The 24716-nt window shown below is 34.4% G+C and carries 24 protein-coding genes; 8 read left to right on the top strand and 16 right to left on the bottom strand.

From position 1 onward, the window contains the following. Window positions 1-21: 21 nt before the first annotated feature. A complete protein-coding gene (locus tag A0O34_RS10330) occupies window positions 22-312 on the bottom strand; it encodes a c-type cytochrome (RefSeq protein WP_066754345.1) in 291 nt (96 codons plus the stop codon). A gap of 286 nt (window positions 313-598) precedes the next feature. On the opposite strand from A0O34_RS10330, the gene meaB reads away from it, so the two are divergent. Next, complete coding sequence (meaB, locus tag A0O34_RS10335; protein ID WP_066754348.1) at window positions 599-1588, top strand: methylmalonyl Co-A mutase-associated GTPase MeaB; 990 nt, start codon at window positions 599-601, stop codon at window positions 1586-1588. Here meaB and A0O34_RS10340 read toward each other — a convergent pair. After that, window positions 1585-2121, bottom strand: coding sequence for a DUF4251 domain-containing protein (locus tag A0O34_RS10340; protein ID WP_066754350.1), 537 nt, complete (start codon window positions 2119-2121; stop codon window positions 1585-1587). The genes meaB and A0O34_RS10340 overlap by 4 nt on opposite strands. A gap of 108 nt (window positions 2122-2229) precedes the next feature. Here A0O34_RS10340 and A0O34_RS10345 point away from each other — a divergent pair, with 108 nt between their 5' ends. Next, window positions 2230-3036 (top strand): M48 family metallopeptidase, encoded by an 807-nt coding sequence (locus A0O34_RS10345; protein ID WP_066754351.1) that lies wholly within the window; start codon window positions 2230-2232, stop codon window positions 3034-3036. Between the two features lie 91 nt (window positions 3037-3127). After that, window positions 3128-3439: a hypothetical protein gene (locus tag A0O34_RS10350; RefSeq protein WP_066754352.1), complete on the top strand. Its 312-nt coding sequence runs from the start codon at window positions 3128-3130 to the stop codon at window positions 3437-3439. A gap of 38 nt (window positions 3440-3477) precedes the next feature. On the opposite strand, the gene A0O34_RS10355 is transcribed toward A0O34_RS10350, so the two are convergent. The 11 genes from A0O34_RS10355 to A0O34_RS10405 all read right to left on the bottom strand — a co-directional run bounded on the left by A0O34_RS10355 (window position 3478) and on the right by A0O34_RS10405 (window position 13688). Further along, on the bottom strand, window positions 3478-4095 hold the full coding sequence (locus A0O34_RS10355; RefSeq protein ID WP_066754354.1) for an outer membrane beta-barrel protein: 618 nt from the start codon (window positions 4093-4095) through the stop codon (window positions 3478-3480). After that, entirely contained in the window at window positions 4079-4894 is an 816-nt protein-coding gene (locus tag A0O34_RS10360; RefSeq protein ID WP_066754356.1) for an ABC transporter ATP-binding protein, read from the bottom strand. The genes A0O34_RS10355 and A0O34_RS10360 overlap by 17 nt, the downstream gene beginning before the upstream one ends. Further along, on the bottom strand, window positions 4894-5646 hold the full coding sequence (locus tag A0O34_RS10365; protein ID WP_066754358.1) for an MlaE family ABC transporter permease: 753 nt from the start codon (window positions 5644-5646) through the stop codon (window positions 4894-4896). Before A0O34_RS10365 ends, A0O34_RS10360 begins: the two co-directional genes overlap by 1 nt. Before the next feature lie 82 nt (window positions 5647-5728). Next, window positions 5729-7099: an exopolysaccharide biosynthesis polyprenyl glycosylphosphotransferase gene (locus tag A0O34_RS10370; protein WP_066754360.1), complete on the bottom strand. Its 1371-nt coding sequence runs from the start codon at window positions 7097-7099 to the stop codon at window positions 5729-5731. 45 nt (window positions 7100-7144) lie between these two features. Beyond that, complete coding sequence (locus A0O34_RS10375) at window positions 7145-7774, bottom strand: 7-carboxy-7-deazaguanine synthase QueE (protein WP_066754362.1); 630 nt, start codon at window positions 7772-7774, stop codon at window positions 7145-7147. Between the two features lie 7 nt (window positions 7775-7781). Continuing rightward, window positions 7782-8666: a bifunctional 5,10-methylenetetrahydrofolate dehydrogenase/5,10-methenyltetrahydrofolate cyclohydrolase gene (locus tag A0O34_RS10380; protein WP_066754366.1), complete on the bottom strand. Its 885-nt coding sequence runs from the start codon at window positions 8664-8666 to the stop codon at window positions 7782-7784. Between the two features lie 100 nt (window positions 8667-8766). Beyond that, entirely contained in the window at window positions 8767-10407 is a 1641-nt protein-coding gene (pgi, locus tag A0O34_RS10385; protein WP_066754368.1) for a glucose-6-phosphate isomerase, read from the bottom strand. Between the two features lie 218 nt (window positions 10408-10625). Beyond that, window positions 10626-11234, bottom strand: a complete 609-nt coding sequence (locus A0O34_RS10390; RefSeq protein ID WP_066754370.1) for a hypothetical protein — start codon at window positions 11232-11234, stop codon at window positions 10626-10628. Beyond that, complete coding sequence (locus A0O34_RS10395; RefSeq protein WP_066754372.1) at window positions 11224-11733, bottom strand: RNA polymerase sigma factor; 510 nt, start codon at window positions 11731-11733, stop codon at window positions 11224-11226. Before A0O34_RS10395 ends, A0O34_RS10390 begins: the two co-directional genes overlap by 11 nt. A 24-nt stretch (window positions 11734-11757) precedes the next feature. Then, complete coding sequence (locus A0O34_RS10400) at window positions 11758-12627, bottom strand: TraB/GumN family protein (protein ID WP_066754374.1); 870 nt, start codon at window positions 12625-12627, stop codon at window positions 11758-11760. A gap of 158 nt (window positions 12628-12785) precedes the next feature. Then, entirely contained in the window at window positions 12786-13688 is a 903-nt protein-coding gene (locus A0O34_RS10405) for a DUF4349 domain-containing protein (RefSeq protein WP_066754376.1), read from the bottom strand. 206 nt (window positions 13689-13894) lie between these two features. Between A0O34_RS10405 and A0O34_RS10410 the strand changes: the two genes are divergently transcribed. Next, entirely contained in the window at window positions 13895-15253 is a 1359-nt protein-coding gene (locus A0O34_RS10410) for an acyl-CoA dehydrogenase family protein (protein WP_066754378.1), read from the top strand. A 90-nt stretch (window positions 15254-15343) separates the two neighbouring features. Here the strand turns inward: A0O34_RS10410 and A0O34_RS10415 are convergent, their stop codons facing one another. Next, window positions 15344-15721: a MauE/DoxX family redox-associated membrane protein gene (locus tag A0O34_RS10415; protein WP_066754380.1), complete on the bottom strand. Its 378-nt coding sequence runs from the start codon at window positions 15719-15721 to the stop codon at window positions 15344-15346. 155 nt (window positions 15722-15876) lie between these two features. Here A0O34_RS10415 and A0O34_RS10420 point away from each other — a divergent pair, with 155 nt between their 5' ends. Next, the gene (locus tag A0O34_RS10420) at window positions 15877-16122 is read left to right on the top strand and encodes a bacteriocin-like protein (RefSeq protein ID WP_066754385.1); all 246 of its coding nucleotides are present in this window, start codon (window positions 15877-15879) and stop codon (window positions 16120-16122) included. A gap of 62 nt (window positions 16123-16184) precedes the next feature. Here A0O34_RS10420 and A0O34_RS10425 read toward each other — a convergent pair whose 3' ends face one another. Both A0O34_RS10425 and lon read right to left on the bottom strand, forming a co-directional pair. Continuing rightward, window positions 16185-17297, bottom strand: a complete 1113-nt coding sequence (locus A0O34_RS10425; RefSeq protein WP_066754386.1) for an AI-2E family transporter — start codon at window positions 17295-17297, stop codon at window positions 16185-16187. Between the two features lie 155 nt (window positions 17298-17452). Next, entirely contained in the window at window positions 17453-19858 is a 2406-nt protein-coding gene (gene lon, locus A0O34_RS10430) for an endopeptidase La (RefSeq protein WP_066754387.1), read from the bottom strand. A 259-nt stretch (window positions 19859-20117) separates the two neighbouring features. Between lon and A0O34_RS10435 the strand changes: the two genes are divergently transcribed. From A0O34_RS10435 to A0O34_RS10445, 3 genes are all read left to right on the top strand, one after another. Next, window positions 20118-22271, top strand: coding sequence for a SurA N-terminal domain-containing protein (locus A0O34_RS10435; RefSeq protein WP_066754389.1), 2154 nt, complete (start codon window positions 20118-20120; stop codon window positions 22269-22271). Between the two features lie 127 nt (window positions 22272-22398). Beyond that, window positions 22399-23349 (top strand): MlaD family protein, encoded by a 951-nt coding sequence (locus A0O34_RS10440; protein WP_066754391.1) that lies wholly within the window; start codon window positions 22399-22401, stop codon window positions 23347-23349. Between the two features lie 8 nt (window positions 23350-23357). Next, window positions 23358-24698, top strand: a complete 1341-nt coding sequence (locus tag A0O34_RS10445; protein ID WP_066754393.1) for a 4Fe-4S dicluster domain-containing protein — start codon at window positions 23358-23360, stop codon at window positions 24696-24698. Window positions 24699-24716 lie beyond the last annotated feature (18 nt).

A 24716-nucleotide genomic window follows, 5' to 3' on the forward strand; every position in this document is an offset into this window, starting at 1 on the left:
GATGTATTTAATTGTAAGAAATTACTTTTTCACAGAAACAATATAATCGTAAACCCACTGATGTTGTTCATCTGTTAACTTCGCTTTTGGAGCCATAGAATTCATAATTCCGACCCATTGCACAGAAGTATGCGCTGTAGGATCTGGTAATTTATGACATCTTGTGCATGAGTTTTCAAAGATTGTTTTTCCTTGAGCAATTTGCTCTGCCGTAGAAGTTGAAGCCATCGGAGCGGTTGCCGTCGTTGCTTTTGGCGTACAAGATGCTAATAAAACAGCAGTGAATGATGCTATGGCGAATATTTTTTTCATATTTAAACTATTTGATTGAAACAAATGTAGGAAATTCCCTTTTTCATTGATAAAATAATACTTAATTTAGAAGAAATACAAATTAGGAAAAGAGAAAAAGTGAATGGTGAATTTTTTGAAATGCTTTAAATTATTTTTTTTAACGCAAGGTTTGCAAAAATTTTATTATACAAACTTTGCGATCCTTGGGTTTAAATAGTTTCAAGATAATAAAGATGTCTAAAAATTCATAAGCAAAGCAAATTCACTATTGACCATTCACGGTTTAATCCTTATTTTTGAACTAATGAAATTTTCTACACAAGAGCTTATAGAAGGAATACAGTCAGGCAATAAACGGTTGATCGCAAAAGCTATTACTTTGGTTGAAAGCAAAAAAGCCGAACATAGAATTCAGGCTGAAGATTTATTAAAACAAATCATGCCTTTCACCGGAAAATCTGTTCGTGTAGGAATTACAGGTGTTCCAGGAGCCGGAAAATCAACTTTTATAGAAAATTTTGGAAGACTTGTGATTTCTCACGGTAAAAAGGTCGCTGTTCTGGCTATTGATCCAAGTTCAGCGATCAATAAAGGGAGTATTTTGGGTGATAAAACCCGAATGGAAGAACTTTCGAAGGAAGAAAATGCTTTTATCCGACCTTCCCCGAGCTCGGGATTTTTAGGCGGTGTTGCGAATACAACTTTTGAAACGATGATGATCTGCGAAGCGGCAGGTTACGATTATATTTTAATTGAAACCGTTGGAGTGGGGCAGTCCGAGGTTTTGGTTGCCGATATTACCGATGTGTTTTTATTTTTAAAAATCATTGGGGGTGGAGACGAACTTCAAGGGATAAAAAGAGGTATCATGGAAATGGTTGACCTAATTTTCATTAATAAAGTAGATCAGGATAACCTTCAAAAAGCAAAAAATACAAGACTTGAATTAAAAAGAGCACTTGATTTTATTCCGCCCAAAGAAAAAGACTGGAAAATTCCTGTTTTGCTAGGTTCTGCGCTAAATAACGAAGGTTTAGGAGAGATTTACGCTAAAATTGATGAATTCATCGATTTAAAAAAGAAAACTGAACGCTTTGAAATTGTAAGAACTCAACAAGCCGAAAAACGTTTTGAGTATTGGGTTCAGGAATATATTTTAGCGATGATGAAAAAAAGTGATTCCGTAGAAGAAGCGTATCTTGACCATAAAAAAAATGCTTCGACAATGGTTTCAAATCCAAGTACCGAAGCAAAATTATTTGTTGAAAAATTTCTTTCTAAAGACTCTGATTAAGGCTGTTTTGGCGTAGTTTCTTCATTTTTAGAAATATATCCGTCATAAGAGATTGGCTGTCTGTCATTACTTCTCATTGAGGTAAATGCTTTTCCGTTTTTATAAACTTCTATGATGATTTCATCTACATTATTTACATCGTTAGGTTTGATTTTAATGATCCATTTTCCTTTTTTATTCTGAGATTTATTAACTGTAAAATCTTTTGAAGTAAATCTGTAACTGTTATCACCACCATAATTTGCTTTAAATGATCTTCCAAAATAGGGAAGTACAACATCCAAAACATTATTTTTTATTTCAATGGTGTAGTCTCCATTTAAATCTAAAATTCTCGTTGCGGTAGAATTCGGCATAGAATTCATCACTCGGATAACATCATAATTGGTAGGGTTGGCTCTTTCTGCATGGAAGGTAAACTCCTGAGAATTTACCAATGCATCGACTGTTTTGGAATCTGTATCCTGTGCAGAAAAACTCTGGAAGAAAAACAAAAATCCAAAAACGAATATGATTGAAATATACTTTTTCATGATAGTAAAATAATTATTAAATTTATATAGCAAAATGTATGCAAATATATTGTTAAAATATATTTTGGAATAGAAATTGTTAGGCTTGAATTAATAACACTCGAATATATGAAAATAACACATCTATTAGGAATCGGAGCTGTTGCTCTATCGGTTTCAGCTTGTACAACAAACCCTATTACGGGAAGGTCTTCTTTGCAGATTGCAAATAATTCAGAAATTTTAACAATGTCTGCACAGGAATATAAAACGACATTGTCTAAAGGTAAAGTAATCAGCGGGACAGCGGATGCGAAAAGAGTGGTAAGTGTAGGAAGCAGAATTAAAAGTGCTGCAGAAAGATATTATCAAACTATTGGTAGATCTGCAGATCTTGCGAATTACAGTTGGGAATTTAATCTATTACAAAGCAGTGAGCTAAACGCATGGTGTATGCCGGGTGGAAAAGTTGCCGTTTACACAGGAATTTTACCTGTAACTAAAAATGATAACGGTCTTGCAGTTGTAATGGGTCACGAGGTTTCTCATGCATTAGCCGGTCATGGAAATGAAAGAATTTCTCAGGCAATGGTTGCTCAGTACGGAGGTTCTATTTTAGGTGGAACAATTTCTAACTCTCAATGGGCTGGAATCTTTGAGAAAGTATATCCAATTGGTTCTCAGGTTGCTTTATTGAAGTACGGAAGAAACCAGGAATCTGAAGCGGATGAAATGGGATTATATTTAATGTCTATGGCAGGATATGACCCAAGAGAAGCCGTTCCTTTCTGGAATAGAATGGAATCTGCATCTAAAGGAGGCAGGCAACCAGAGTTTTTATCAACTCACCCAAATCCTGAAACAAGAATTTCAGATATTAATAAAGATTTACCAAAAGCTTTAGAATATTATAAGGCTGCGGGAGGAAAAATTTAATTAAGATAGAATTTTAATCTTGAATAAGGCCTTATTAAATTTTTAGTAAATTTGGTAAGGCTTTTTAATTTAATCACTTAAACACAATATTATGAAGAGTTTATCAATTACAGGACTTATACTTTTGGCAGTCTCCACATTGCTGTTTTATCTTACAACCGATTTTACTGTTGAGAAAATAGGGCTTCCTCATATCATGGGCGTTATGGCGGGAGTTGGAATTGGTTTAATAATTGGCGGAATGGTTGGTTATGTAAGTAAAGGAAGTGCCATCAAAGCTGATCAAAAGAAAAAAGAATTCAAACAACTACAAAAAGATAAAGAAGATCTTGAAAAACAGGCTGCAGATATTGCAAAACGTGAAGCGGAACTTCAGGCTCAAAATAATAATCCTCAAATTTAAAATTTGAGGATTATTTATAATTGTTATTTTCGAATCAATTAAAACTTGTAACCTACACCAACCATAAATAAGTTGGGTCTGTTATCATATCTGATTTCTTCACCAGATACTTTATTGATGAAGTTTCTGCTGTCCTTACCGAAAGCACCTTCATATTTTGCGTTTACTATCAATTTTTTAATTTCAAGTTGAGCCCCGAATTGGTAACCAACCGTGAAATTATCTCTTGCATTTTCTGAGAAATCGTTGTAAGTATCTTCTTTGCTTAAGTTATAGCTTGCAACAGGTCCGATAAATACACCCAACATATCTCCAACCACCTTGTGACCTACAAGAACCGGTAAATCGATACGATTGTTTTTAATATCAAAAGTTGTATTAGAAACAGGATCTGTAAATTCGTTTTTAAAAGTCGTGTAATATAATTCCGGCATTAGGAAAAATGACATCGGAAGACTTGCTTTTAATGAAAGTCCTATGTTGAATCCTACATTATTTTTACCTGTATTTTCTATTGCAGCATTGGCTGTGTTAGAAATGTTTTTCCATGAAGGCGAACCCGTTGGAAAGATTAAATTTGCCTTACCTGCAAGTGAAATCTGTGCAGTTGCAAACATAGAAAACCCTATTAAGGCTATACTAAATACCTTTTTCATTATCGTCTAGTTTAGTTATTGTATTCTCAATAGTTTTATGATTTTCGAGTAAATACTCTCTCAATTCTTTAAATAGCTCTGATGAATAAACGAAGTCAATAAGATTTTTATTGCCCGCTGTGATCAATACATCTTTATTTCCTTCCCATTCTTTGATTCCTAATCTCAGATAAACAATCTTTTCACCGATCGTCATTACAGAGTTCATATCATGGGTGTTGATGATGGTTGTCGTGTTGTATTCTTTGGTGATTTCAAGCAAAAGATCATCAATTACATTAGATGTATAAGGATCTAATCCTGAGTTTGGTTCATCACAGAATAAATATTTAGGGTGATTTACAATTGCTCTTGCAATCGCAACCCTTTTTTGCATCCCTCCGGAAATTTCAGATGGAAATTTTCTGTTGGCTTTATCTAAATGTACCCTTCCGATTACCTCAAAAACCCTTCTTTTTTTCTCTCTAAAAGTTAGATTAGTGAACATATCCAAAGGAAACATAATGTTTTCTTCTACTGTTAAAGAGTCAAACAAAGCACTTCCCTGGAATAAAGTTCCGATCTCAGAACGTAAATGCTGTTTTTCTTCTCGGTTCATCACATTGATATCTCTTCCGTCGAAAAGGATTTCTCCTGATGAAGGCTGATAAACATTCAATAAACTTTTAAGGAAAACCGTTTTTCCGGAACCACTCTGTCCAATAATTAAGTTGACTTTTCCTTTATCAAAAGTGGTTGTAATACCTTTAAGTACTTCAACTTCGTCAAAACTTTTCTTAAGATTTTTTACCTCAATCATTAGCTTAATACTAATTGGGTTAATACTAATTCTGAAAGGATAATGAAAACCATCGTCCAAACCACGGCTTGTGTACTTGCTCTACCTACTTCCAGTGAACCTCCTTTTACGTTATATCCGAAATAAGAAGGAACTGTTGCAATGATAAAAGCAAAAACAATTGTTTTTAAAAATGCATAGAAGATAAATAAATTAGGCATAAACATTTGTATACCAGTTATATAATCGGCTTTTGTCCAGTTTCCGGTTAAAACTCCTGCAAGATATCCTCCGCCAATACCAAAAACGATACTGATGGCAATAAGGAGTGGATTAAAAATAACGCATGCAAGTATTTTAGGAAGTATCAAAAAGTTAGGTGAATTTACTCCCATGATATCTAATGCATCAATTTGTTCTGAAACCCTCATTGTTCCAATACTGGAAGCAATATATGAGCCAACTTTTCCTGCCAAGATCAGACTGATAATGGTTGGTGAAAATTCTAAAACCAATACCGCTTTCGTTGCGTATCCTACAAATGCAGGTGGAATTGGGAAAGATGAAGAGTGGAAGTTATTATACATCTGAATGGCAACTACCGCCCCTACGAATATAGATGTGAAGATAACCAACCCAAAAGAGTTGACTCCTAAATCATTAATTTCCCTCATGAACAGCTTCCAGAAAACCCTCATTTTCTGAGGCTTCTGTACGGATTTACCCATGAGGATGATGTATTCTCCTATCGCTGAAAAAAACTTTTTTAACATTCTGCTAAATTAGACTTTTTTTATTTAATTGATAGTAAAGCTAAGATTAGGGTTTGGTTTCAATCTTAATCTCAGCCTTACTTTATTTTGCATTTTTATCTCCTGTGATCACCAGTAAAACAGTTTTTAAAATGATGACCATATCTAAGACAAAACTCCAGTTTCTAACGTAAAAGGCATCTGCCAGAATACGTTTATTCATCTCAACTTCTTTATCACCCGAATCTCCGCGTAAGCCGTTCACCTGTGCAAGACCCGTAATTCCAGGGCTTACCATGCTTCTTAAACTGTATCTTCCGATCTTCGGTTTATAATAATTATCTACGGCCAGCATGTGGGGTCTTGGTCCTACGATTGACATTTCGCCTTTCAATACGTTGATGAATTGTGGCATTTCGTCAAGACTTGTTTTCCTTAAAAATTTACCAATTTTCGTAATTCTGGAATCATTTTCCTCAGTTGTTTTAGTGGAAGAGTCCTCATTAACGATCATGGTTCGGAATTTAATACAATTAAAAACCTCTTCATGAAAGCCATATCGTTTCTGCAAAAATAAAACCGGACCTTTAGAAGTTGTCTTTATTAATATAGCAATGATTGGAAATAGCCACGAACAGATGAAAATTAATATAAAAAACGAAAAAGTAATATCAAAAATCCTTTTCAGTAAATGATTCGAATAATAATCTAAAGGATATCTTGCCTGATTTAAAACGGGTTGGGTCTGAATATACGCCAGATCATAAAGGAAAAAATCATTTTGAGTGATACTCGGAACCAATGAAATGTGAACTTTATTAGCTTCTGCCAATCGGAAAATTTCATCTTCTTTCTTTTCATCAAAAGAGTTTTCTGATGGGAAAAATAAAGTATGTATTCCATTGTTTTTCCAAAATTCTACCAACTCAAAAGGATTGATTTCAGATTTATCGTATTCAAAAATTTTGTAACCGTAATCTTTTCTTTCGCTGAATATATTTTTTAATATTTCCGTAGAACTGTTTTCATTCAGGAACATTATATTTCTGTAATTAATACCCAGGCTTCGGAAGTACTTGATTCCGAAATAGATAAGGGATTTAGCGAGAAATATAAAGAAAAACAGATAAAAAGAAAGCCAGTAAATATCAGAATTAAAAAATACGTTGTAGCTTACCTTTCCTATCAATAAAACCCCAAGAATAAACAGTAAAAAGTGAATTAAAAGCCGTTCAAGAAATAAAGTATACGTTAAGTTTCTCGGAATATTATAAATTTTTGTTCTGCCGCTCAACAGCATCCAGAACATAAATAATAATGCCAGAGAAAAAATATTTTGATACCAGGTTTCCTGATTGTACTTTAAATTTTCATTCCTACTTACAAAAAAGAATACGAAAACAGACGCTATAACCAAAAGGTCTAGCAAGATAATTATCGATTTTAAATATCTAGAATATCGAATTCTTTGCATCTATCGGCTTTTATAACGGATACGAAGAGCTAAATTACGCTTTTTTTATGGTATATTAAGATATTTATGAGTCTGAACTGACGCCTGCCATTCCGGATGCTCTAAAATAAAATCCGTAATTTTAGGATACATCTCATCGCGTTTGCTCCATTCACTTTGAAGATATAATCTACAGTTTGCTGAAACTTTTGCAGCCTGTTCTTCTGCAAATTTAAGATCGTTGTTATTGAAAACGATTACTTTAAGCTCACTTGCCTTTTCATAAATTTCCTCTTTCGGAAGTCCCGTTTTCTTCGGTGAAAGTGTGATCCAGTCAATATGTCCGCTCATAGGATATGCTCCCGAAGTTTCAATATGAATGGTACATCCCAATTCTTTCAATTTGGATGTTAAAATATCAAGATTCCACATTAATGGCTCGCCACCTGTTAAAACAACGGTTTTGCAATGTTTAGCAGCTGTTTCTGCAATTTCTTCTGCATTCATTAACGGATGTAAAGTGGGGTCCCAACTTTCTTTTACATCACACCAATGACACCCGACGTCGCAACCTCCCAATCTAATGAAATATGATGCTTTTCCCGTGTGCGCTCCTTCTCCTTGAAGAGTGTAAAAATGCTCCATCACAGGGAGCATTTTACCTTCTTTTAATAAAATATCTTCTTCTTTATTCATTTTAAAATTAGTCGTTATAGACCGAAGTCTTATAAGCAATGATGGTATTTTTCATCAACATCGCTCTTGTCATAGGTCCAACTCCTCCCGGAACCGGCGTGATCCAGCTTGCTTTTTCTGCACAGCTGTCAAAATCTACATCACCCGCCAAATAATATCCTTTTGGAGAATCATTATCTACTCTTGTGATCCCTACGTCAACAATTACTGCTCCGTCTTTGATCATTTCACCTTTTAAAAAGTGAGGATCGCCTAAAGCTGTAATTACGATGTCTGCTTTTTTAGTATATTCTTCAATGTCTTTTGTATAAGAGTGTGTAAGCGTAACCGTTGAATTTCCCGGGAAATCTTTTCTTCCCATCAAGATGCTCATAGGTCTTCCTACGATTTTACTTCTTCCGATGATAACACAGTCTTTACCTTTTGTTTCGATATTGTATCTTTCTAATAAAGTTAAAATCCCGAATGGAGTAGCTGGTAAGAAAGTATCCATTTCCAATGCCATTTTCCCGAAATTTGTAGGGTGGAAACCGTCAACATCTTTCCTTGGATCGATTGCGTTAATGATTTTCTCCTGATCAACCTGATCGGGTAAAGGCAACTGAACGATAAATCCGTCTACAGATTTATCTTTATTAAGTTCCTCAATTTTTTCCAATAATTCAGATTCAGAAACCGTGCTTGGAAATTTAACTAAGCTAGATTGAAAGCCAACTTCTTCACAATCTTTCACTTTAGCATTTACATAAGCTTTGCTCGCACCGTTGTTTCCAACAAGAATCGCTACCAAATGCGGTGCTCTTCTTTTGCTTGCAATAATTTTATCAACTTCAACCTTGATTTCTGCTTTTATTTCTTTGGATACTTTTAATCCGTCAAGAATTTGTGCCATTTTACTTTTTATTACTTTATTAGATTTCGATATTGAAAATGAATGCTTTAAATGAGTTTTACTTTCATTATTTCATCAAATCATTCATCAATTATCTTTTTTATTTATTTCCTTTATAATAATTAATCAACCCGTTTGTTGAACTGTCATGAGAGCTAATTGCCTCATTATTTTCAAGTTCCGGTAAGATTTTGTTTGCTAAAACTTTTCCTAATTCAACTCCAAATTGGTCAAAACTGAAAATATTCCAAATAACTCCCTGAACAAATATTTTGTGTTCATACAATGCAATTAACTGCCCTAATGAAAATGGAGTTAATTCATTGAAAATAATTGAGTTAGTAGGTGTGTTTCCTTGGAAGACTTTATAATTTAGCAAGAAATCAATTTCTTCATCAGATTTTCCTGCGCTTTTCAATTCTTCTTCAACTTCTTCTTCTGTTTTTCCGAAGGCAAGTGCCTCAGTCTGAGCGAAAAAGTTAGCTAATAATTTGTCCTGATGATCAGAAACTTTGTTTGGACTTTTTGCATAGGCAATAAAATCCGCAGGAATCAATTCTGTTCCTTGGTGAATCAATTGATAGAAAGCGTGTTGTCCGTTTGTTCCAGGCTCTCCCCAAATGATTGGCCCAGTTTCATATTCTACGAATTCACCGTTTCTGTCAACACATTTTCCGTTACTTTCCATATCTCCCTGTTGAAGATATGCTGCAAATCTGTCTAAATATTGAGAGTAAGGAAGAATTGCATATGTTGTCGCAGCATAGAAATTACGATACCAAATTCCCATTAATCCCATCAAAACAGGAATGTTTTCAGCAAAATCTGCTGTCTGGAAATGTTGATCTGTGTCAGAAGCACCTTTTAATAATTGTTCGAAGTTTTCATATCCAACTGAAAGAACGATACTTAAGCCGATCGCACTCCAAAGTGAATATCTTCCACCAACCCAATCCCAGAATTCGAAAATGTTTTCTTCTGCAATTCCGAAGTCTTTAACTGCTTGAACGTTAGTTGATAAAGCGACAAAATGTTTTGCTACATCTTCCTGTTTTCCAGCTTTTAAGAACCAGTCTTTTGCTGAATTAGCATTCGTCATTGTTTCCTGAGTCGTGAACGTTTTAGAAGCAATGATAAATAAAGTTGTTTCAGGATTTAAGTTCTTTACAACTTCTGCGATATGATTTCCGTCTACGTTGGAAACGAAGTGAACGTCTAATCTTGTTTTAAAATGTTTCAAAGCCGAAACTACCATCACAGGCCCTAAATCTGAACCTCCGATTCCGATATTCACAACATCAGTGATTTCTTTTCCGCTGAAACCTTTGTGTGATCCTGAAATAATGCTTTCAGAGAACGTTTTCATATGGTCAAGAACTCTTTTGATCTGCGGTTTGATATTTTCACCGTCAACTAAAATTTCTTTATCAGAAAAATCCCTCAAAGCTGTATGCAGAACTGCTCTTCCCTCCGTTTCGTTGATTTTATCTCCCGAAAACATTTTAGAAATAGCATCTTTTAACTGACATTCTTCTGCTAAATTCAATAAAAGTTCTTTCGTTCTTGAATCAATTAAGTTTTTAGAATAATCAAAAAGAAAATTGTCTTTTTTTAGTGAAAACTCTTCAAAACGGTTCGGATTGTATTGGAAAAGGCTTCTTAATTCGAAATCATTTCCAGCAAAATGTTCATCAAGAGCTTTCCAGCTGTTTGTTTGTGTAGGATTTATTTTTGATAACATATATTTCTTAGGGATTTAGATTATTAATTCTAGAAATTAATTTTTTGAATAAAAATTTCTAAAAAATTTGGTGTTGTTAAATTTCTAATTTGCAAATTTAAGGAAAAATAAAACCTCAGATAAATTTGAGCGTTATAAATAACAAATTTTTAAAAAACAAACCCCAGATCAAGTCTGAGGTTTCATGGTTATTAGTTTTTGATAGATGAATTGTAAAATTATTCGTCTATTTCGTTCAGTATATTTTCGAGTTGTTTGGCACTTTTTCCATAGAAATATTTTGTCCATAAAACAATACTTGCTACAATCGCGATAGTTCCTATGAGAACGCTCAGTATCAAAACCTGCTGATAATGGCTTGACATATTTTCTAAAGATTCTCCTTTTTTCTCCAACATATTATAAAGCACCAGTCCTAATGTGATCATAAAATGAGGAAGAAGAAGAAACCCGAAAGATTGATATCTTTCCATGTTTAGTTTCAATTCATGATATATTTTCCAAAGGCTGTTTTGGGTATTTCCGGTATACAGTTCGGTCTGCTTATAAAATTTATAGAATCCGAAAAAGTAATAAGAAGATATTACCACAAGCATGGCGTAAGAGGTATAATAAATAACATGTTGTGAAGCAGGGAAATCTAATTGTTGTGGAAAGAATCCGAGAAGAATGATGGCAATAATCTGAAATGGAAATTCCATTTTCATACTTTTTTGGATCTTTTCAATAGGATGTTTGCTCTTCTTTAATTGTTCTATGTTGTTGGGAATGTTGACGCTATCGGCGTCTTCATTATTCCATTGTTCTTTTAATTGATCAAAATTCATAGCCTGATTTTTTTATGATTTGCAGTATTTTTTCTTTTGTTCTGTTCAGTTTTACACGTGCATTGCCTTCACTAAGTCCTAAGTTGTCCCCGATTTCTTTATGTGACATACCTTCCATAAAGTAAAATATAACGGCTTTTTCTAAAGGTTTAAGTTCTTGAACTGCAGTGTAAAAAACTTCCAATTGCTTGTCTTTTGCAGGATTGTAATCTTCGTTTTGGACTTCAAAGTGATCGGGCACATCCGTGTGATTATTTGTCCGCTTTTTTTCTTTTTTTAAATAAGTAATGGCGGTGTTAATGGCTACGCGGTACATCCATGTTGAAAATTCACTATTCCCCTTGAAGTTCTGATACGATTTCCAAAGCTGAATAAGAATTTCCTGCTGAAGGTCTTCCCGGTCTTCCAAAGAATCTGCATAGATGCGCGAGGCCTTATACAAAATGCCTTTGTGCTTATTGACGAGATTTAAGAAAGCAGTTTCGGTTGAATTGCTCACAGTGATTTCATGGTTTGTTATATGTTAAAGGCTTGATATTGGTTTCAGGGTGTATCCTTTCGATTTTAAAAGTTGGATCACTCCGTTTTTACCCATAAGATGAGCACCTCCCACTGCAAAGAACGAACTTTCTTTTTTCATAATTTCCGGCATTTTTTCTGCCCAGTTATTATTTCTGTCCGTAAGCATGGCTTTTTCCTGTTTGGCATTCATTATTTTGTCATTCTTAAAGTGTGTGTAAAGAGAAGTCACATCTTCATTTTTAAATGCAACTACCATTTTCTTAAGAAGGATTTCATATTCCTTTCCCATTTTTAACTGCTCAATGACAGCTTTCAAATCATAAGCTTTATTGATGGAGGTGAACTGCTCTTCTACTTTTTCAAGCCCGTAGACTTTCTTTTTACTTTTAATAGCATTTTTAAGAAGTTCTATTTCATAAAATTTCATTTCAGTTTGAGGACATGGTGTAGATTTCAATGCAATAAGTGAATACAAACCTTGTGAACTTGAATTATCCATTTTCTTTAAATCTGTTCCATAATCGTTGAGGATCTTGTCTAATTCCTTTGCCTCCGCAGGAGTAAGCTGATCTGATAGTTTCTTATCCGTCTGATACATTTTCTGCATGGCTGCCATTTCAGCGGGATCTGTATAATTAATTTCCATGACGAAATTATCAGTTTTTTCAAGAGCTTTCATCACTTTCGATTTTATCTCAAAATCCGAACTACACATTGTATGAAACGTTCCTGCAATATAAGAAGGTTTTGTGAGTCCGTTCCCTGAAACTTCCCAAAGTGTACTGTTTTCTGGGTTGCTGTTTTGCGCTTTTGCTGTTGTGAAGGTTGCTGATAATAGTACTGCGAACCCAAGTTTTACTAAATTTTTCATATGATTAAGTTTTTAATTATTTACTCTTTAAACAGTAGGTAAGGGCAGTATGATAATCGTTACAGTTTTTTTTTTGAAAAAAATAAAAAACCTCCTGAAATGGAGGTTTGTAAAATCTAAAATTATGTTGATAACCACGACGGTTAGGATAGTTTTAATTAAATCTGATTCGGCTTTTTGAAATATTTTCTTTTTCTCAACAAATAAATAATAGCTGTTGCGATCAATAAAATGGGCCAAATGGTAATTAATCCAACCGCAATTCTCTGAATTAAATAAAAGCCTTCCACAAAAGCATGTTTTGCATCATAAATAAAATTGAATTTATATTTATTGTCAATATTTTGTGTGTTGGTAACTGCGATTTCTGCAATTCTAAGTTTGGGTTCTTTAATATAGATGTCAACGGTGCTGTATTTCAAATTATCAGCTACATCCATATTTGCCAATTGTTGTTGATTATTTTCAGACATATTATCGTCGTCTAATTTCACTTTGTCTTTATTGGCTTTTAATTGAGAAATATTTTCACTGCTTTTTTTTATTCTTTTTCCTTCCAGTTCTGCGTATTTGATTCCGGCGGTTACATCTTCTGCATTGATAATTCTTGAGTTTAAAAACAATTTTTTATCATTAATTAAAGTCAAAAGTTCTCCCAATTTATCAGTCGGAACACGAACCTGCATCGTATTTTCAGTCTGAAATTTTTTCACCAACATTGCATCATCGCTTGAAGTATTATAAGTATCTTCTGAAACAACATTACTCTGCAAATTACTTTTTGTAACAAATCCGCCAAGTTGCTGAATAGATTTTTCAATGGAAATTGTTGCTTCATAGACGTCTTTCACTTCCATATTAACTTCTGCAGTTTTGATGAATTGCTTGTCTTTTACTTTCATGGTTGCAACAGACGAAACACTGTCTGAAACCACGACTGCTGCTGAATCTGCTGTACTTTCAAGTTCGTATTTACTTGCTGTTGCTTCTCCTTTTTTGCATGAATAAATTCCTAATAAAAGAACTGTTGCTAATGATAATTTGATGTAAGTAGTTTTCATAAGTAGATGTTTTAATGTTTTTGCTTATTCCAAAGTTGAGCCTGAATCGTTTGTAATGTTTGAAAATCGCGAGTAAAAAATTTGTAAAGCGAAAAGTTGATTTAATGAATTAAAAATCAACATTTTGTAAAATAAATAAAGCTGAATGAGTTATTTTTCGGATTGATTTTTGCATATTTTTTACAAATCAAAACCACACGATAACTATGTCTAATACTTTTTCTAAAATCAGAAACACGATAGAATTATTCAGATCAATAGATTTTGATCAGCTGAGTGCCATTTCTCAAAAGGTAGATTTGCCGAAATTGATGCAAAGCTTTTCAAAATTAGATGATAAACAATTGGGAGGATTGATGAAAATGCTGGATCCGAACAAGAAAAAGAAAGAACTTCCGCCAATTGACGGAGATTTCTACGATATTTATCACACTTTGACGCCTGAACAACGCGAAATTCAGCTTAAAGTAAGGGCTTTCATGGAAAAAGAAGTGAAACCTTTGGTGAATCATTATTGGCTGAGAGACGAATTTCCTCATGAATTAATTCCAAAATTTCAAAAATTAAATATTTGCGGAGTGACCTACGAAGGTTACGGCTGTCCGGGAATGCCATTTTTAATGGAAGGAGTTATTGCGATGGAAATGGCGCGAATTGATGCTTCTATTGCTACGTTTTTTGGTGTTCAGTCCGGCTTGGCAATGGGATCTATTTATATTTGTGGATCTGAAGAACAAAAACAAAAATGGCTTCCTCAAATGCAGAAATTCGAGAAAATCGGAGCATTTGGTTTAACAGAACCTGAAGTAGGTTCCGGTGCAGCGGGAGGTCTAACGGTAACTTGTAAAAAAACTCCTGAAGGCTGGATTTTAAATGGTCAGAAAAAATGGATCGGGAACGCAACATTTGCTGATTTAATTATTATTTGGGCAAGAGATTTAGACGATGATGAAGTAAAAGGTTTTATCGTTGAAAAAGATAATCCTGGCTATGCTGTTGAGAAAATTAAAGGAAAAATGGCACTAAGAATCGTTCAAAATGGACTAATTACGCTGACGGATTGTTTAGTTACCGAAGAAAACAGACTACAAAATGCGAATTCATTTAAAGATACAGGAAAGGTATTGAGAATGACAAGAGCCGGAGTTGCTTGGATGGCTACAGGTTGCGCACGAGGAGCTTATGAAAGTGCTTTAGCCTATACAAGAACGAGAGAACAATTCGGAAAACCGATTGCTTCTTTTCAAATGATTCAGGGACATTTGGTTGAGATGTTATCTAATCTTACTGCAATGCAAACGATGGTTTTTAGGCTATCTGAAATGCAGGATGAAGGTATTTTAAAAGATGAACACGCTTCTTTAGCTAAAGTTTTCTGTACGCTGAGAACAAGAGATATAGTTTCCAGAGCGAGAGAAGTTCTGGGTGGAAACGGAATTTTGCTTGAATATGATGTCGCGAGATTTGTTGCTGACGCAGAAGCAATTTATTCTTATGAAGGAACAAAAGAGATCAATTCACTGATCGTCGGAAGATCGATTACGGGTTTCAGTGCATTTGTATAAAATGTGAATGGTGAATAGTGAATTTGCTCCGCAAGTGAATTTTAAAATTGACAAGCAAAGCGAATTCACTATTCACATTCATAATTATTATCAGCTTACTAAAGCTTTATATTTTTCTTTGTTATCAATAATGATCCAAAGATTGATTAAAAATAAAACGGCAGAAATTCCGATTCCCATTTGAGAAGGTGCTCTGCAAACGTTGTGTAAAAGTATTCCTACCATTACAGGTAAAATTACGACTGCGCCTAAAGCTCTTGTTTTTGGAAAGATGAATAATAGTCCTCCGATAACTTCTACGGCACCAACTAAAGGCATCAGCCACCCGATTTCTGTAAAAGCAGCGAAAAGTTTTGTCTGATCAGCTGTAAGCGCTGGCATTGGCATGTAGTGTAAAAACTTGTCGAAACCGGCATTGATAAACATAAGCCCGAAAAGCAGACATAGAATAAATTTAACGATTTTCATAATTGATGGATTTTTATCAAATGTAAATAAAATTCTTATTCGCTAAGTGGTTTGAAATAAATTTAATAAAATTCTCTTTTTAATGAAATATTTTTCTTTAATAATAGGTTATTTTATATATTTGTTACACAAGTTATAATTAAACAAATATTATTATGTTGAAAAATCTTAAAAAGCTAAATCGTGGAGATTTAAAAGAAATTAACGGAGGTGGTCGCATCTGCGATATAGGCCCCGTAGGCTGTCCTTGCATAATTCCTCCTGGAGACCCTTGTCTTGGTGGAGGTGGTGGCCCTGGTGGCCCGGTTGATCCTCCTCTTGGATACTGTCCGGACAGTCAGAATTACATTCCTTGTACTGAAAGTTGTCCAAACGGAATGAGTCCTCTTTGCGCTCTATGATAAAAAATAAAAGCCCTCAAATTGAGGGCTTAATTTTTATAGTTGGTATAGATTACTCAATTTTAATCCATCTCTTTCAACGTAATATTCTTAGATATTTTATAACTCTTCTTCTTTTTGTGAGGTTTTTCTTCTTCACCCAATAATTTTCCCCAAGGCTTTAATCCATCAACTCTTTCAAATATAATTTTAATAATGGCAATTGCCGGAATACAAAGAAACATCCCCGCAATACCCCAAAGATGTTCTCCTAAAAGAATTCCCAGAAAAGAAAATAGGGCGTTGATCTTCACTTTTGAACCTACGACAAACGGTAAAATAATATTTCCGTCAACAATATGTACGGCAACATAACCTATCAAAACGTATATACAAGTAGAAGGAGTAGAAGTTGCAAAAGCTATAAAACACGATATCAGTAAGGAAATACATACTCCCAAATAAGGAATAACATTTAATAATCCGGTTAATACTCCCAAAAGAATAGCATACTTTACCCCTAAAATAGTAAGAAGGATTGAAGTAAGGATGGATACAATAAATACCTGCAGACAAAGTCCGATAATGTATTTTTTTGTCATGACACGTACTTCGTTCACCACTTCCTGTACGCTTGCTTTATGTTTTTCATTAAAAACTGTAACGATGAAATTGTTTAAAATCCTTCTATAATTTAATATAAAAATGAAGAAAAGAATAAAAAATACAATAAAGCCAAGTCCGGTTGAAAATATTCCGAAAGTGAAGCCTAAAATAACGCCGGATGAAGATAAAAGTTTGCTTAAACCTTGATTAAGATAATCTAACTGTTCATCAATTTTAACATGAAAAGTATCTGATACCCAATGTTGAAGACTATTAAAAACTGTATTGAACTGCATTCTCAAATGCGGAAGATCTTTGCTGAAACTTGATAATTGAGAGCCAAAAAAGTAAATAAGCCCTGTTAGAATTGTTAACATAATCATTACGGAAGCCATTGTTGATACCGTTCTTGGAAATCTCAATTTTGTTTCCATTAAATTCGCGATCGGCAAAAAGAGCATCGCCATCAAAAATGCTAGAAAGAAAGGAGCTAAAATACTCTGACCTAATGCCAAAAGGTATCCAAGTCCGATGATTGAAATAACAACCAAAGTAAGCTTAACAAGGAAAGGAAGTTTAAGAAAATTCATAATTCAAGATCTGTAGCATAAAAATACTAAAACCCTCCGACTTGATGGCCTTTTTTCATTTAATTAACTAAAATTCTATTTGAAAATGGCGAAAATAAAACACGTCCCAAAGACTTGAGACGTGTTTTTATGTATTAAGAAGTTGATAGTAAAATTTACTTTTCAAGGGCAATTTCTACCACTTCTTCCATTCTGTTAACGTAGTGTACGTTTAGGTTTTTAAGATAATCTTTCTTGATTTCCTCAACGTCTTTTCTGTTGGCTTCGCAAAGAATTACGTCTTTAATTCCTGCTCTGGTTGAGGCAAGAAGCTTTTCTTTGATTCCGCCTACAGGAAGTACTTTTCCTCGAAGAGTTATTTCTCCTGTCATGGCAAGATGCGGTTTTACTTTTTTATTTTTAAAAGATGAAACCATTGAAGTCAGCATAGCGATTCCCGCAGAAGGTCCGTCTTTTGGTGTAGCCCCTTCAGGAACGTGAACGTGGATGTTTTTCTTTTCGATATCTTCTTGAGAAATTCCTAATTCATCGTGTTTTGCTTTAATATATTCCAAAGCAATTGTTGCAGATTCTTTCATGACCGTTCCCAAGTTACCCGTCATGGTTAAAGCACCTTTTCCATTGCTTAAAATGCTTTCAATGAATAAGATATCACCACCAACGCTTGTCCAGGCAAGACCTGTTACAACTCCCGGAACATCAGTTAATTCAGATAGACTTTTCGGTCTTGGAACTCCTAAAATTTCATCTACTTTTTCAAGCGAAATTTTAGAATCATATTCTTTCACCAAAGCGGTTTGTAAAGCGACCCAACGAGCGATGGAAGCAAGTCTTTTTTCTAAAGATCTTACACCGCTTTCTGAAGTATGTGCCTCAACGATATGTTTTAATTCAGGATTTCCAAGTTTGAAAGATTTTGCAGTCAAACCGTTTTCTTCCTGTTGTTTTTTAATTAAATGTCTCTTAGCGATCTCGATTTTTTCCTCCAAAGTATAACCAGCAATCTGAATGATCTCCATTCTGTCCAACAACGGAGTTTGAATGGTTGATAATGAGTTTGCTGTTGCAATGAACATTACTTTAGATAGGTCGTAACCCATTTCTAAGAAATTATCGTAGAAAGCTTTATTTTGTTCAGGATCAAGAACTTCAAGAAGTGCCGAACTTGGATCTCCGTGAATTCCTTTCCCAACTTTATCGATTTCATCCAACACAATCACAGGGTTTGATGTTCCTGATTTTTTGATGGATTGAAGAATTCTTCCCGCCATTGCACCGATGTATGTTTTTCTGTGTCCACGGATTTCGCTTTCGTCATGAAGTCCACCCAAAGAAACACGAACATATTTTCTACCCAAAGCATCAGCAACAGACTTTCCTAACGAAGTTTTACCAACTCCCGGAGGTCCTACCAATAATAAAATTGGGGATTTCATGTTATTTTTCAATTTTAAAACAGCCATGTGTTCCAAAATTCTTTTCTTAATATCTTCTAATCCGAAATGTGCTTTATCTAAAACTTTTTCAGCTTTTTCAATATCAAAAGTATCTTTAGTGAATGTATCCCAAGGAAGATCTGTAAAGAAATCTAAATAATTTCTCTGAACATTATAGTCCGGTGAGTTCGGGTTTTGACGTTGTAACCTATTGATTTCCTTTTGGAAATGTTCTTCAACTTCGGCATTCCATTTCTTAGTGCTTGCTTTTGTGATCAAATCTTCAACATCACTTTCCGGTCCGCCGCCCAACTCTTCTTGGATTGTTCTAATCTGTTGATTTAGAAAATATTCCTTCTGTTGTTTGTCAAGATCTTTTGATGTTTTTTGATGAATCTGATTTCTTAATTCTAATTTTCTGAAATCTTCATGCATCATTTCATAGCACTTGTTGGCTCTTTCCATTAAGTTCTTTTCTTCAAGCAAACTTTGCTTTACACTTGATGGAAAATTAGCGTTGGTGCAGATGAAATTCAAAAGATCATCGTTGTTATTGATGTTTTTTATAGCGAAATTGGCTGCATTAGGAATGTTCGGGTCAAGCTCGATAATTTTTAATGCTAAATCTTTCACATTCTCTAATAAAGCTTCATATTCTTCCTTATTCTTGGCTTTTCCGTCTTTTAATTTTGAAATTTCAGCTTTGAAATAAGGTTGATTTTCAAGAATTTTTTTAATTTTAAATCTGTGGAAGCCTTTAGTAATAGCCGTAATATTACCTTCAGGAAGTTTTATTATTTTAATGATTTTTGCTAAAGTTCCTGTGTGATACAGATCTTTTTCTGTAGGTTGCTCAATATCTGAATTTTTCTGACTTACAATGCCAATGAAATCTCCGTTTATTTGTGCTTCTTCAAGAAGTTGTATTGATGCTTTTCTTCCTGCAGTAATAGGAATTACCACATTAGGAAACATTACCATATTTCTTACAGGAAGGATAGGAAATATTTTTTGTTCTGAATTTTTTTCAGTCTCCGCAAGATCAGAAAGATTGATTTCCTCGGCTACAATATCAAATCCGTCACTTATCATTTCCTCTAAACTTATATCTTCAAATTCTGTCATAGTTAATCGAATGACAAATTGTCATTTCCGTTTTAAATCGTTAAAGTAGATTTTCATAATATGCTTTGAAAATGCGCGGCATATTATATTGTTCTAAAATGCACAATACCTATGCCATTTGTTTTTTGCTAAAAAATACGGTCAAAATTTCCTTTTTTGAATAAATAAAATTTTAAAAACTAAAATAAAGAACTAGGATTTCCGTAATTTCTTAAAAATGTGTATTTTCGCAAACTGATAAAAAACTATAATTTATAAAATGGCAATTTTAGGACAGATTAGGAGTAAGCCTTGGCTTTTGATGGGAGTAATTGCACTGGCGCTTTTGGCGTTCCTGGTGAATCCCGAGAGTATTGATAAGGTTTTTGGTAAAAATCCTGATGTTTTAGGAAAAGTAAATGGTGAAAAAATTACCCGTGAGGAGTATAATGATCAGCTTTTCGTTCTACAACAGCAGGCTGAGCAGCAAAATCAACCGAAAAATGGTCTTGAAGAACAGGCTTGGCAGTTATTGGTGCAATCCAAACTGATTAAGCAGCAATTCGAGAAAATGGGGTTTGAAATGACGGAAGATTACTTCTGGAACCAGATCCAGTATGATCAAATGTTTGCTCAACAAAAACAGTTCTTTGACGAAAAAGGAAACTTTAAGACTCAGGAGCTTAAAAAACAGATCGAAGAAATGAAGGCTTCAAGTCCTGAAGGTTACAACCAGTGGTTGAAAACCAGAAAATCTGTTGAATACAGACTAATGGCGAGACAGGTCTTTGCAAATATTTCTACAGGCGTTACAACAGGTAAGAAAGAAGCGGAAGAATTAATGAGACAAAGAGATCAGTTAGCTGATATCGATTTTGTGAAAGTTGATTACACTGCTTATCTTCAAAAAACTAAAATCAACGTTAAGACTGAAGATCTTGCGAACTATATTAAGCAGCACCCTGTGATGTTTAAAACAGAAGCGAGCAGAAATATTGGTGTAGTTTATTTCCCTTCTCAGCCAAGTGCTGCAGATGATGCAACAGCTCAGAAAGAGATCACGAAATTGTTCTCTGGAGGTACTGATGCTAGTGGAGGAAAAGAAAACTTCCAAAATACAACAAACGATTCTATGTTTGTAACGGCTAATTCTGATATGCCTTTTAACAATCAGTATTTAAAGCCAAACCAATTGCCACAAGCTATGCAAGCACAGATTGCAACTGCAGCGGTTGGACAGATTTTTGGACCTTACAAAGAGCAAAACTTCTATGTAGTTTCTAAATTAGTTGGTAAAAAGACTTCGGATTCTACATTGTCTAGACATATTCTTATTGCATTCAAAGGAAGTCCTGCAGGAGAAGGCGTTACAAGATCTAAAGAACAAGCTAAGAAATTGGCAGATTCTATTGGAGCTATTGTAAAAGCAACTCCGGCTAAATTCACTGAATACCTTAAGTTATCAAACGATCCAAACTCTGCTGCTCAAGGTGGTAGCCTAGGATGGACAACTCCTGAAACTCCTTTCGTTCCTGAATTCTTAACGTATTTGGCGAACAATCCTAAAGGTGCAACGGGTGTTGTAGAAACTCAATTCGGATATCATATCATCAATATTGAAGATAAGAAAGCTGGATCAATGGGTTATAAAGTGGCTAACCTAGTAAAAGCAGTTAAGCCCTCTGATGCTACTGAAGCTGATACAGATAAAAAAGCAAGAAGATTCATCCAACAAGTTCAAGGGAAATCTTTCAATGATTTCGTGAATATTGCTAAAAAATCAAACTATCAATTCTCAAATCCTAAGCAGGCTAAGAGATTCGACGGACAAATTCAAGGTTTAGGGACAGGCAAAGATGCTGAGATCCTAGGTTGGGCTTTCGATAAGAAAAGAGAGAAAGGTGATACAGAATTCTTTACTGTAGAAGGAACTGGAGATAAAATTATAGTTTACCTAAACGGAAAACAAGAAAAAGGTCTTGCAGATCCTGAATCTGTAAGAGATCAAATTGAAACAATTGTTAAAAATAAATTAGCTGCAAAACAAATTTCTGATAAAATTGCTGCTGCTAAAGCGACAAGTTTAGATCAAATTGCTAAATTATTTGCAACGACAAAACAATCTGCACAGGTTAATTTATTAAACCCTTCAGTTGCAGGTTCTATGGAGCCTAAAGTAGCTGGTGCTGCATTTGGTGTTGCAAAAGGAAAAGTTTCTAATCCGGTTGAAGGTGGAACAGGAGTTTATGTTTTAATTAAAAAGAACGAAACGACTAATAAACAACCTGGAGATCTTAAGCAGTTCACAGAGTCTGTTACTCAGAGAAACTCAGGAATGTTCGGTCAGGCTTGGTTAAAGAGCTTACAAGACAATTCTGATATCGATGACTACAGAATCGAAATCTGGAATAAAGTAGGAGCTCAACAACAATAAGAAATTTAATTTCATTCATATAAAATGCGGCAAAGTTTTTGCCGCATTTTTTGTATTTAACGCAGAGCAATAAAAGAAAACATTAATTTAAAATGTGTTATATTTGCTCATAGAAAAAATTTAGCAAGTGAAGTTCAGTAAAGAATTAAAAGCTGGTGTAATAGCAATTTTAGCCATTGTTGGCTTTGTGATATTATTCCAATTTATGAAAGGCAGAAGCCTTTTTACTACCGATAATATATTTTACGCAAAATATGATAACGTTGAGGGATTGGCACAATCTTCCCCTGTTTCTATCAATGGATTGAAAGTAGGACAGGTTGACAAAATCGTTCCTCAAAGAACAAAAGACGGAAAGATTCATTTTATCGTAAAAGTTACTGTTGATAATAATTTTGAATTCTCAAAACAATCAACTCTTGAAATTTTTGAACCTGGATTAATGTCTGGTAAAGAAATGAGGGTTAATTTGTCGTATGGGGGAGCATCTGCAAAAGATGGCGATACCTTACAAGGAGCTTTCAAATTGGGTACTTTGGGAAGTCTTTCTTCTCAGGTAGGGCCTGTTAAAGATCAATTACAAACTGTTTTATACAGAGTAGACTCTTTAATGTCGAGTGCCAATCAGGTTGTCAACGCACAAAACAGAGAAGAGATCAGATTATTGCTTGCGAATCTTAACAAAACTGTTGGAGCGTTACAAACTACGGCAGGAAGTGTAAATACTTTGGTTGGTAATAATGATCCGAAACTTCAAAAAGTATTGGATGACGCAAGTGTAACAATGCAGACAGGTAAAGTTACTCTAGATAAATACGGAAACTTAGCAGAAAGTATTGATACTAAAAAGTTAAATGCAACTATTGCCAATCTAGATGCTACTGTTGGTAAACTAAATGATGTTGTTGCGGGAATCAATAATGGACAAGGAAGTTTAGGGAAACTGATGAAAGATGAGCAGTTGTACAACAATCTGAACTCAGCATCTACCAATCTGAACTCGTTAATTGAAGATATGAAAGCCAATCCGAAGAGATACATCAATTTCTCAGTTTTTGGTAAGAACAATAAAGACTAATATACCTTATGCAATATATCGATAATATTATTTTTCTGATTTTATTAGTTGCAGGGTTTGGACTATTTGCAAAAAGTCTGCAAAAGATATATAGAAATATCAGACTAGGAAGAGAGATCAACCGAAGTGATAATAAACCGGAACGCTGGGAAACCATGGCACGAGTTGCGATGGGACAAAGCAAAATGTCAGCGCGCCCTGTTGCTGGAATTTTACACCTTTTCGTGTATGTTGGTTTTGTTATCATTAATATTGAATTAATAGAAATCATTGTTGACGGAATTTTTGGAACTCACAGATTTTTAGCAACAATTTTCGGACATACTTTTTACGGTTTCTTTACTGCAACATTAGAAATTTTAGCACTTTTAGTAGTGATTGGAGTTGTTACTTTTTTTATTCGTAGAAATTTTTACGGAGTGAAAAGATTAACGATGAAAGAACTTTTCGGATGGCCAAAGAATGATGCCAATTGGATTTTGATCATTGAATTTGCTCTAATGATGGCTTTCTTTAAAATGAATGCATCAGATTTTATTCTACAAACAAGAGGTGTGGAAGGTTTTCATCATCTTGGATCTTTCCCGATCAGTGAAATGATTTTTGTTCCGTTTTTGGAAATTTTCAGTTTTGATAACGGATTTTTGATATTCACAGAAAAGGCGGCTTGGTGGTTTCACTTTGTGGGAATCCTTTTCTTCATGAATTATCTTTACTATTCAAAACATTTACACATAATTTTAGCATTCCCAAGTACTTGGTTTGCCAACTTAGATAAAAAAGGAAAATTCAACAATTTAGATTCTGTAACTAAAGAGATTAAATTGATGATGGATCCTAATGCAGATCCTTACGCTGCTCCGGCAGAAGGTTCGGAAGCTGATGTTCCTTCTAAATTTGGTGCTGAAGATATTTTTGATTTAAATCAGGTTCAATTACTGAATGCATATTCTTGTACAGAATGTGGAAGATGTACTTCTGTTTGTCCAGCCAATATTACAGGTAAAAAACTTTCTCCGAGATTGATCTTGATGAAAACAAGAGACAGATTGGAAGAGGTCGGAAGAAATATCGATAAAAACGGATCATTCGTTGATGATGGTAAAAAGTTGTTGAATGACTATGTTACCAAAGAAGAACTTTGGGCATGTACTACATGTAACGCTTGTACCGAAGCTTGTCCGATATTATTAGATCCGCTTTCTATCATTTTTGAAATGAGAAGATTCTTGGTAATGGAACAGTCCGCTGCTCCACAGGAATTAAATCTAATGATGACGAATGTTGAAAACAACGCTGCTCCTTGGCAATATAACCAAGCAGATCGTTTGAATTGGGCGAATGATTAATTTTTCAGTATAAAAAAT

This window comes from Chryseobacterium glaciei, assembly GCF_001648155.1.
In the GTDB taxonomy this organism is placed as follows: Bacteria; Bacteroidota; Bacteroidia; order Flavobacteriales; family Weeksellaceae; genus Chryseobacterium; species Chryseobacterium glaciei.

What these genes read in the sequence shown, in the direction of transcription:
- A0O34_RS10330 (WP_066754345.1), bottom strand. Translation starts at nt 312, where the DNA reads ATGAAAAAAATATTCGCCATAGCATCATTCACTGCTGTTTTATTAGCA.
- meaB (WP_066754348.1), top strand. Translation starts at nt 599, where the DNA reads ATGAAATTTTCTACACAAGAGCTTATAGAAGGAATACAGTCAGGCAAT.
- A0O34_RS10340 (WP_066754350.1), bottom strand. Translation starts at nt 2,121, where the DNA reads ATGAAAAAGTATATTTCAATCATATTCGTTTTTGGATTTTTGTTTTTC.
- A0O34_RS10345 (WP_066754351.1), top strand. Translation starts at nt 2,230, where the DNA reads ATGAAAATAACACATCTATTAGGAATCGGAGCTGTTGCTCTATCGGTT.
- A0O34_RS10350 (WP_066754352.1), top strand. Translation starts at nt 3,128, where the DNA reads ATGAAGAGTTTATCAATTACAGGACTTATACTTTTGGCAGTCTCCACA.
- A0O34_RS10355 (WP_066754354.1), bottom strand. Translation starts at nt 4,095, where the DNA reads ATGAAAAAGGTATTTAGTATAGCCTTAATAGGGTTTTCTATGTTTGCA.
- A0O34_RS10360 (WP_066754356.1), bottom strand. Translation starts at nt 4,894, where the DNA reads ATGATTGAGGTAAAAAATCTTAAGAAAAGTTTTGACGAAGTTGAAGTA.
- A0O34_RS10365 (WP_066754358.1), bottom strand. Translation starts at nt 5,646, where the DNA reads ATGTTAAAAAAGTTTTTTTCAGCGATAGGAGAATACATCATCCTCATG.
- A0O34_RS10370 (WP_066754360.1), bottom strand. Translation starts at nt 7,099, where the DNA reads ATGCAAAGAATTCGATATTCTAGATATTTAAAATCGATAATTATCTTG.
- A0O34_RS10375 (WP_066754362.1), bottom strand. Translation starts at nt 7,774, where the DNA reads ATGAATAAAGAAGAAGATATTTTATTAAAAGAAGGTAAAATGCTCCCT.
- A0O34_RS10380 (WP_066754366.1), bottom strand. Translation starts at nt 8,666, where the DNA reads ATGGCACAAATTCTTGACGGATTAAAAGTATCCAAAGAAATAAAAGCA.
- pgi (WP_066754368.1), bottom strand. Translation starts at nt 10,407, where the DNA reads ATGTTATCAAAAATAAATCCTACACAAACAAACAGCTGGAAAGCTCTT.
- A0O34_RS10390 (WP_066754370.1), bottom strand. Translation starts at nt 11,234, where the DNA reads ATGAATTTTGATCAATTAAAAGAACAATGGAATAATGAAGACGCCGAT.
- A0O34_RS10400 (WP_066754374.1), bottom strand. Translation starts at nt 12,627, where the DNA reads ATGAAAAATTTAGTAAAACTTGGGTTCGCAGTACTATTATCAGCAACC.
- A0O34_RS10405 (WP_066754376.1), bottom strand. Translation starts at nt 13,688, where the DNA reads ATGAAAACTACTTACATCAAATTATCATTAGCAACAGTTCTTTTATTA.
- A0O34_RS10410 (WP_066754378.1), top strand. Translation starts at nt 13,895, where the DNA reads ATGTCTAATACTTTTTCTAAAATCAGAAACACGATAGAATTATTCAGA.
- A0O34_RS10415 (WP_066754380.1), bottom strand. Translation starts at nt 15,721, where the DNA reads ATGAAAATCGTTAAATTTATTCTATGTCTGCTTTTCGGGCTTATGTTT.
- A0O34_RS10420 (WP_066754385.1), top strand. Translation starts at nt 15,877, where the DNA reads ATGTTGAAAAATCTTAAAAAGCTAAATCGTGGAGATTTAAAAGAAATT.
- A0O34_RS10425 (WP_066754386.1), bottom strand. Translation starts at nt 17,297, where the DNA reads ATGAATTTTCTTAAACTTCCTTTCCTTGTTAAGCTTACTTTGGTTGTT.
- lon (WP_066754387.1), bottom strand. Translation starts at nt 19,858, where the DNA reads ATGACAGAATTTGAAGATATAAGTTTAGAGGAAATGATAAGTGACGGA.
- A0O34_RS10435 (WP_066754389.1), top strand. Translation starts at nt 20,118, where the DNA reads ATGGCAATTTTAGGACAGATTAGGAGTAAGCCTTGGCTTTTGATGGGA.
- A0O34_RS10445 (WP_066754393.1), top strand. Translation starts at nt 23,358, where the DNA reads ATGCAATATATCGATAATATTATTTTTCTGATTTTATTAGTTGCAGGG.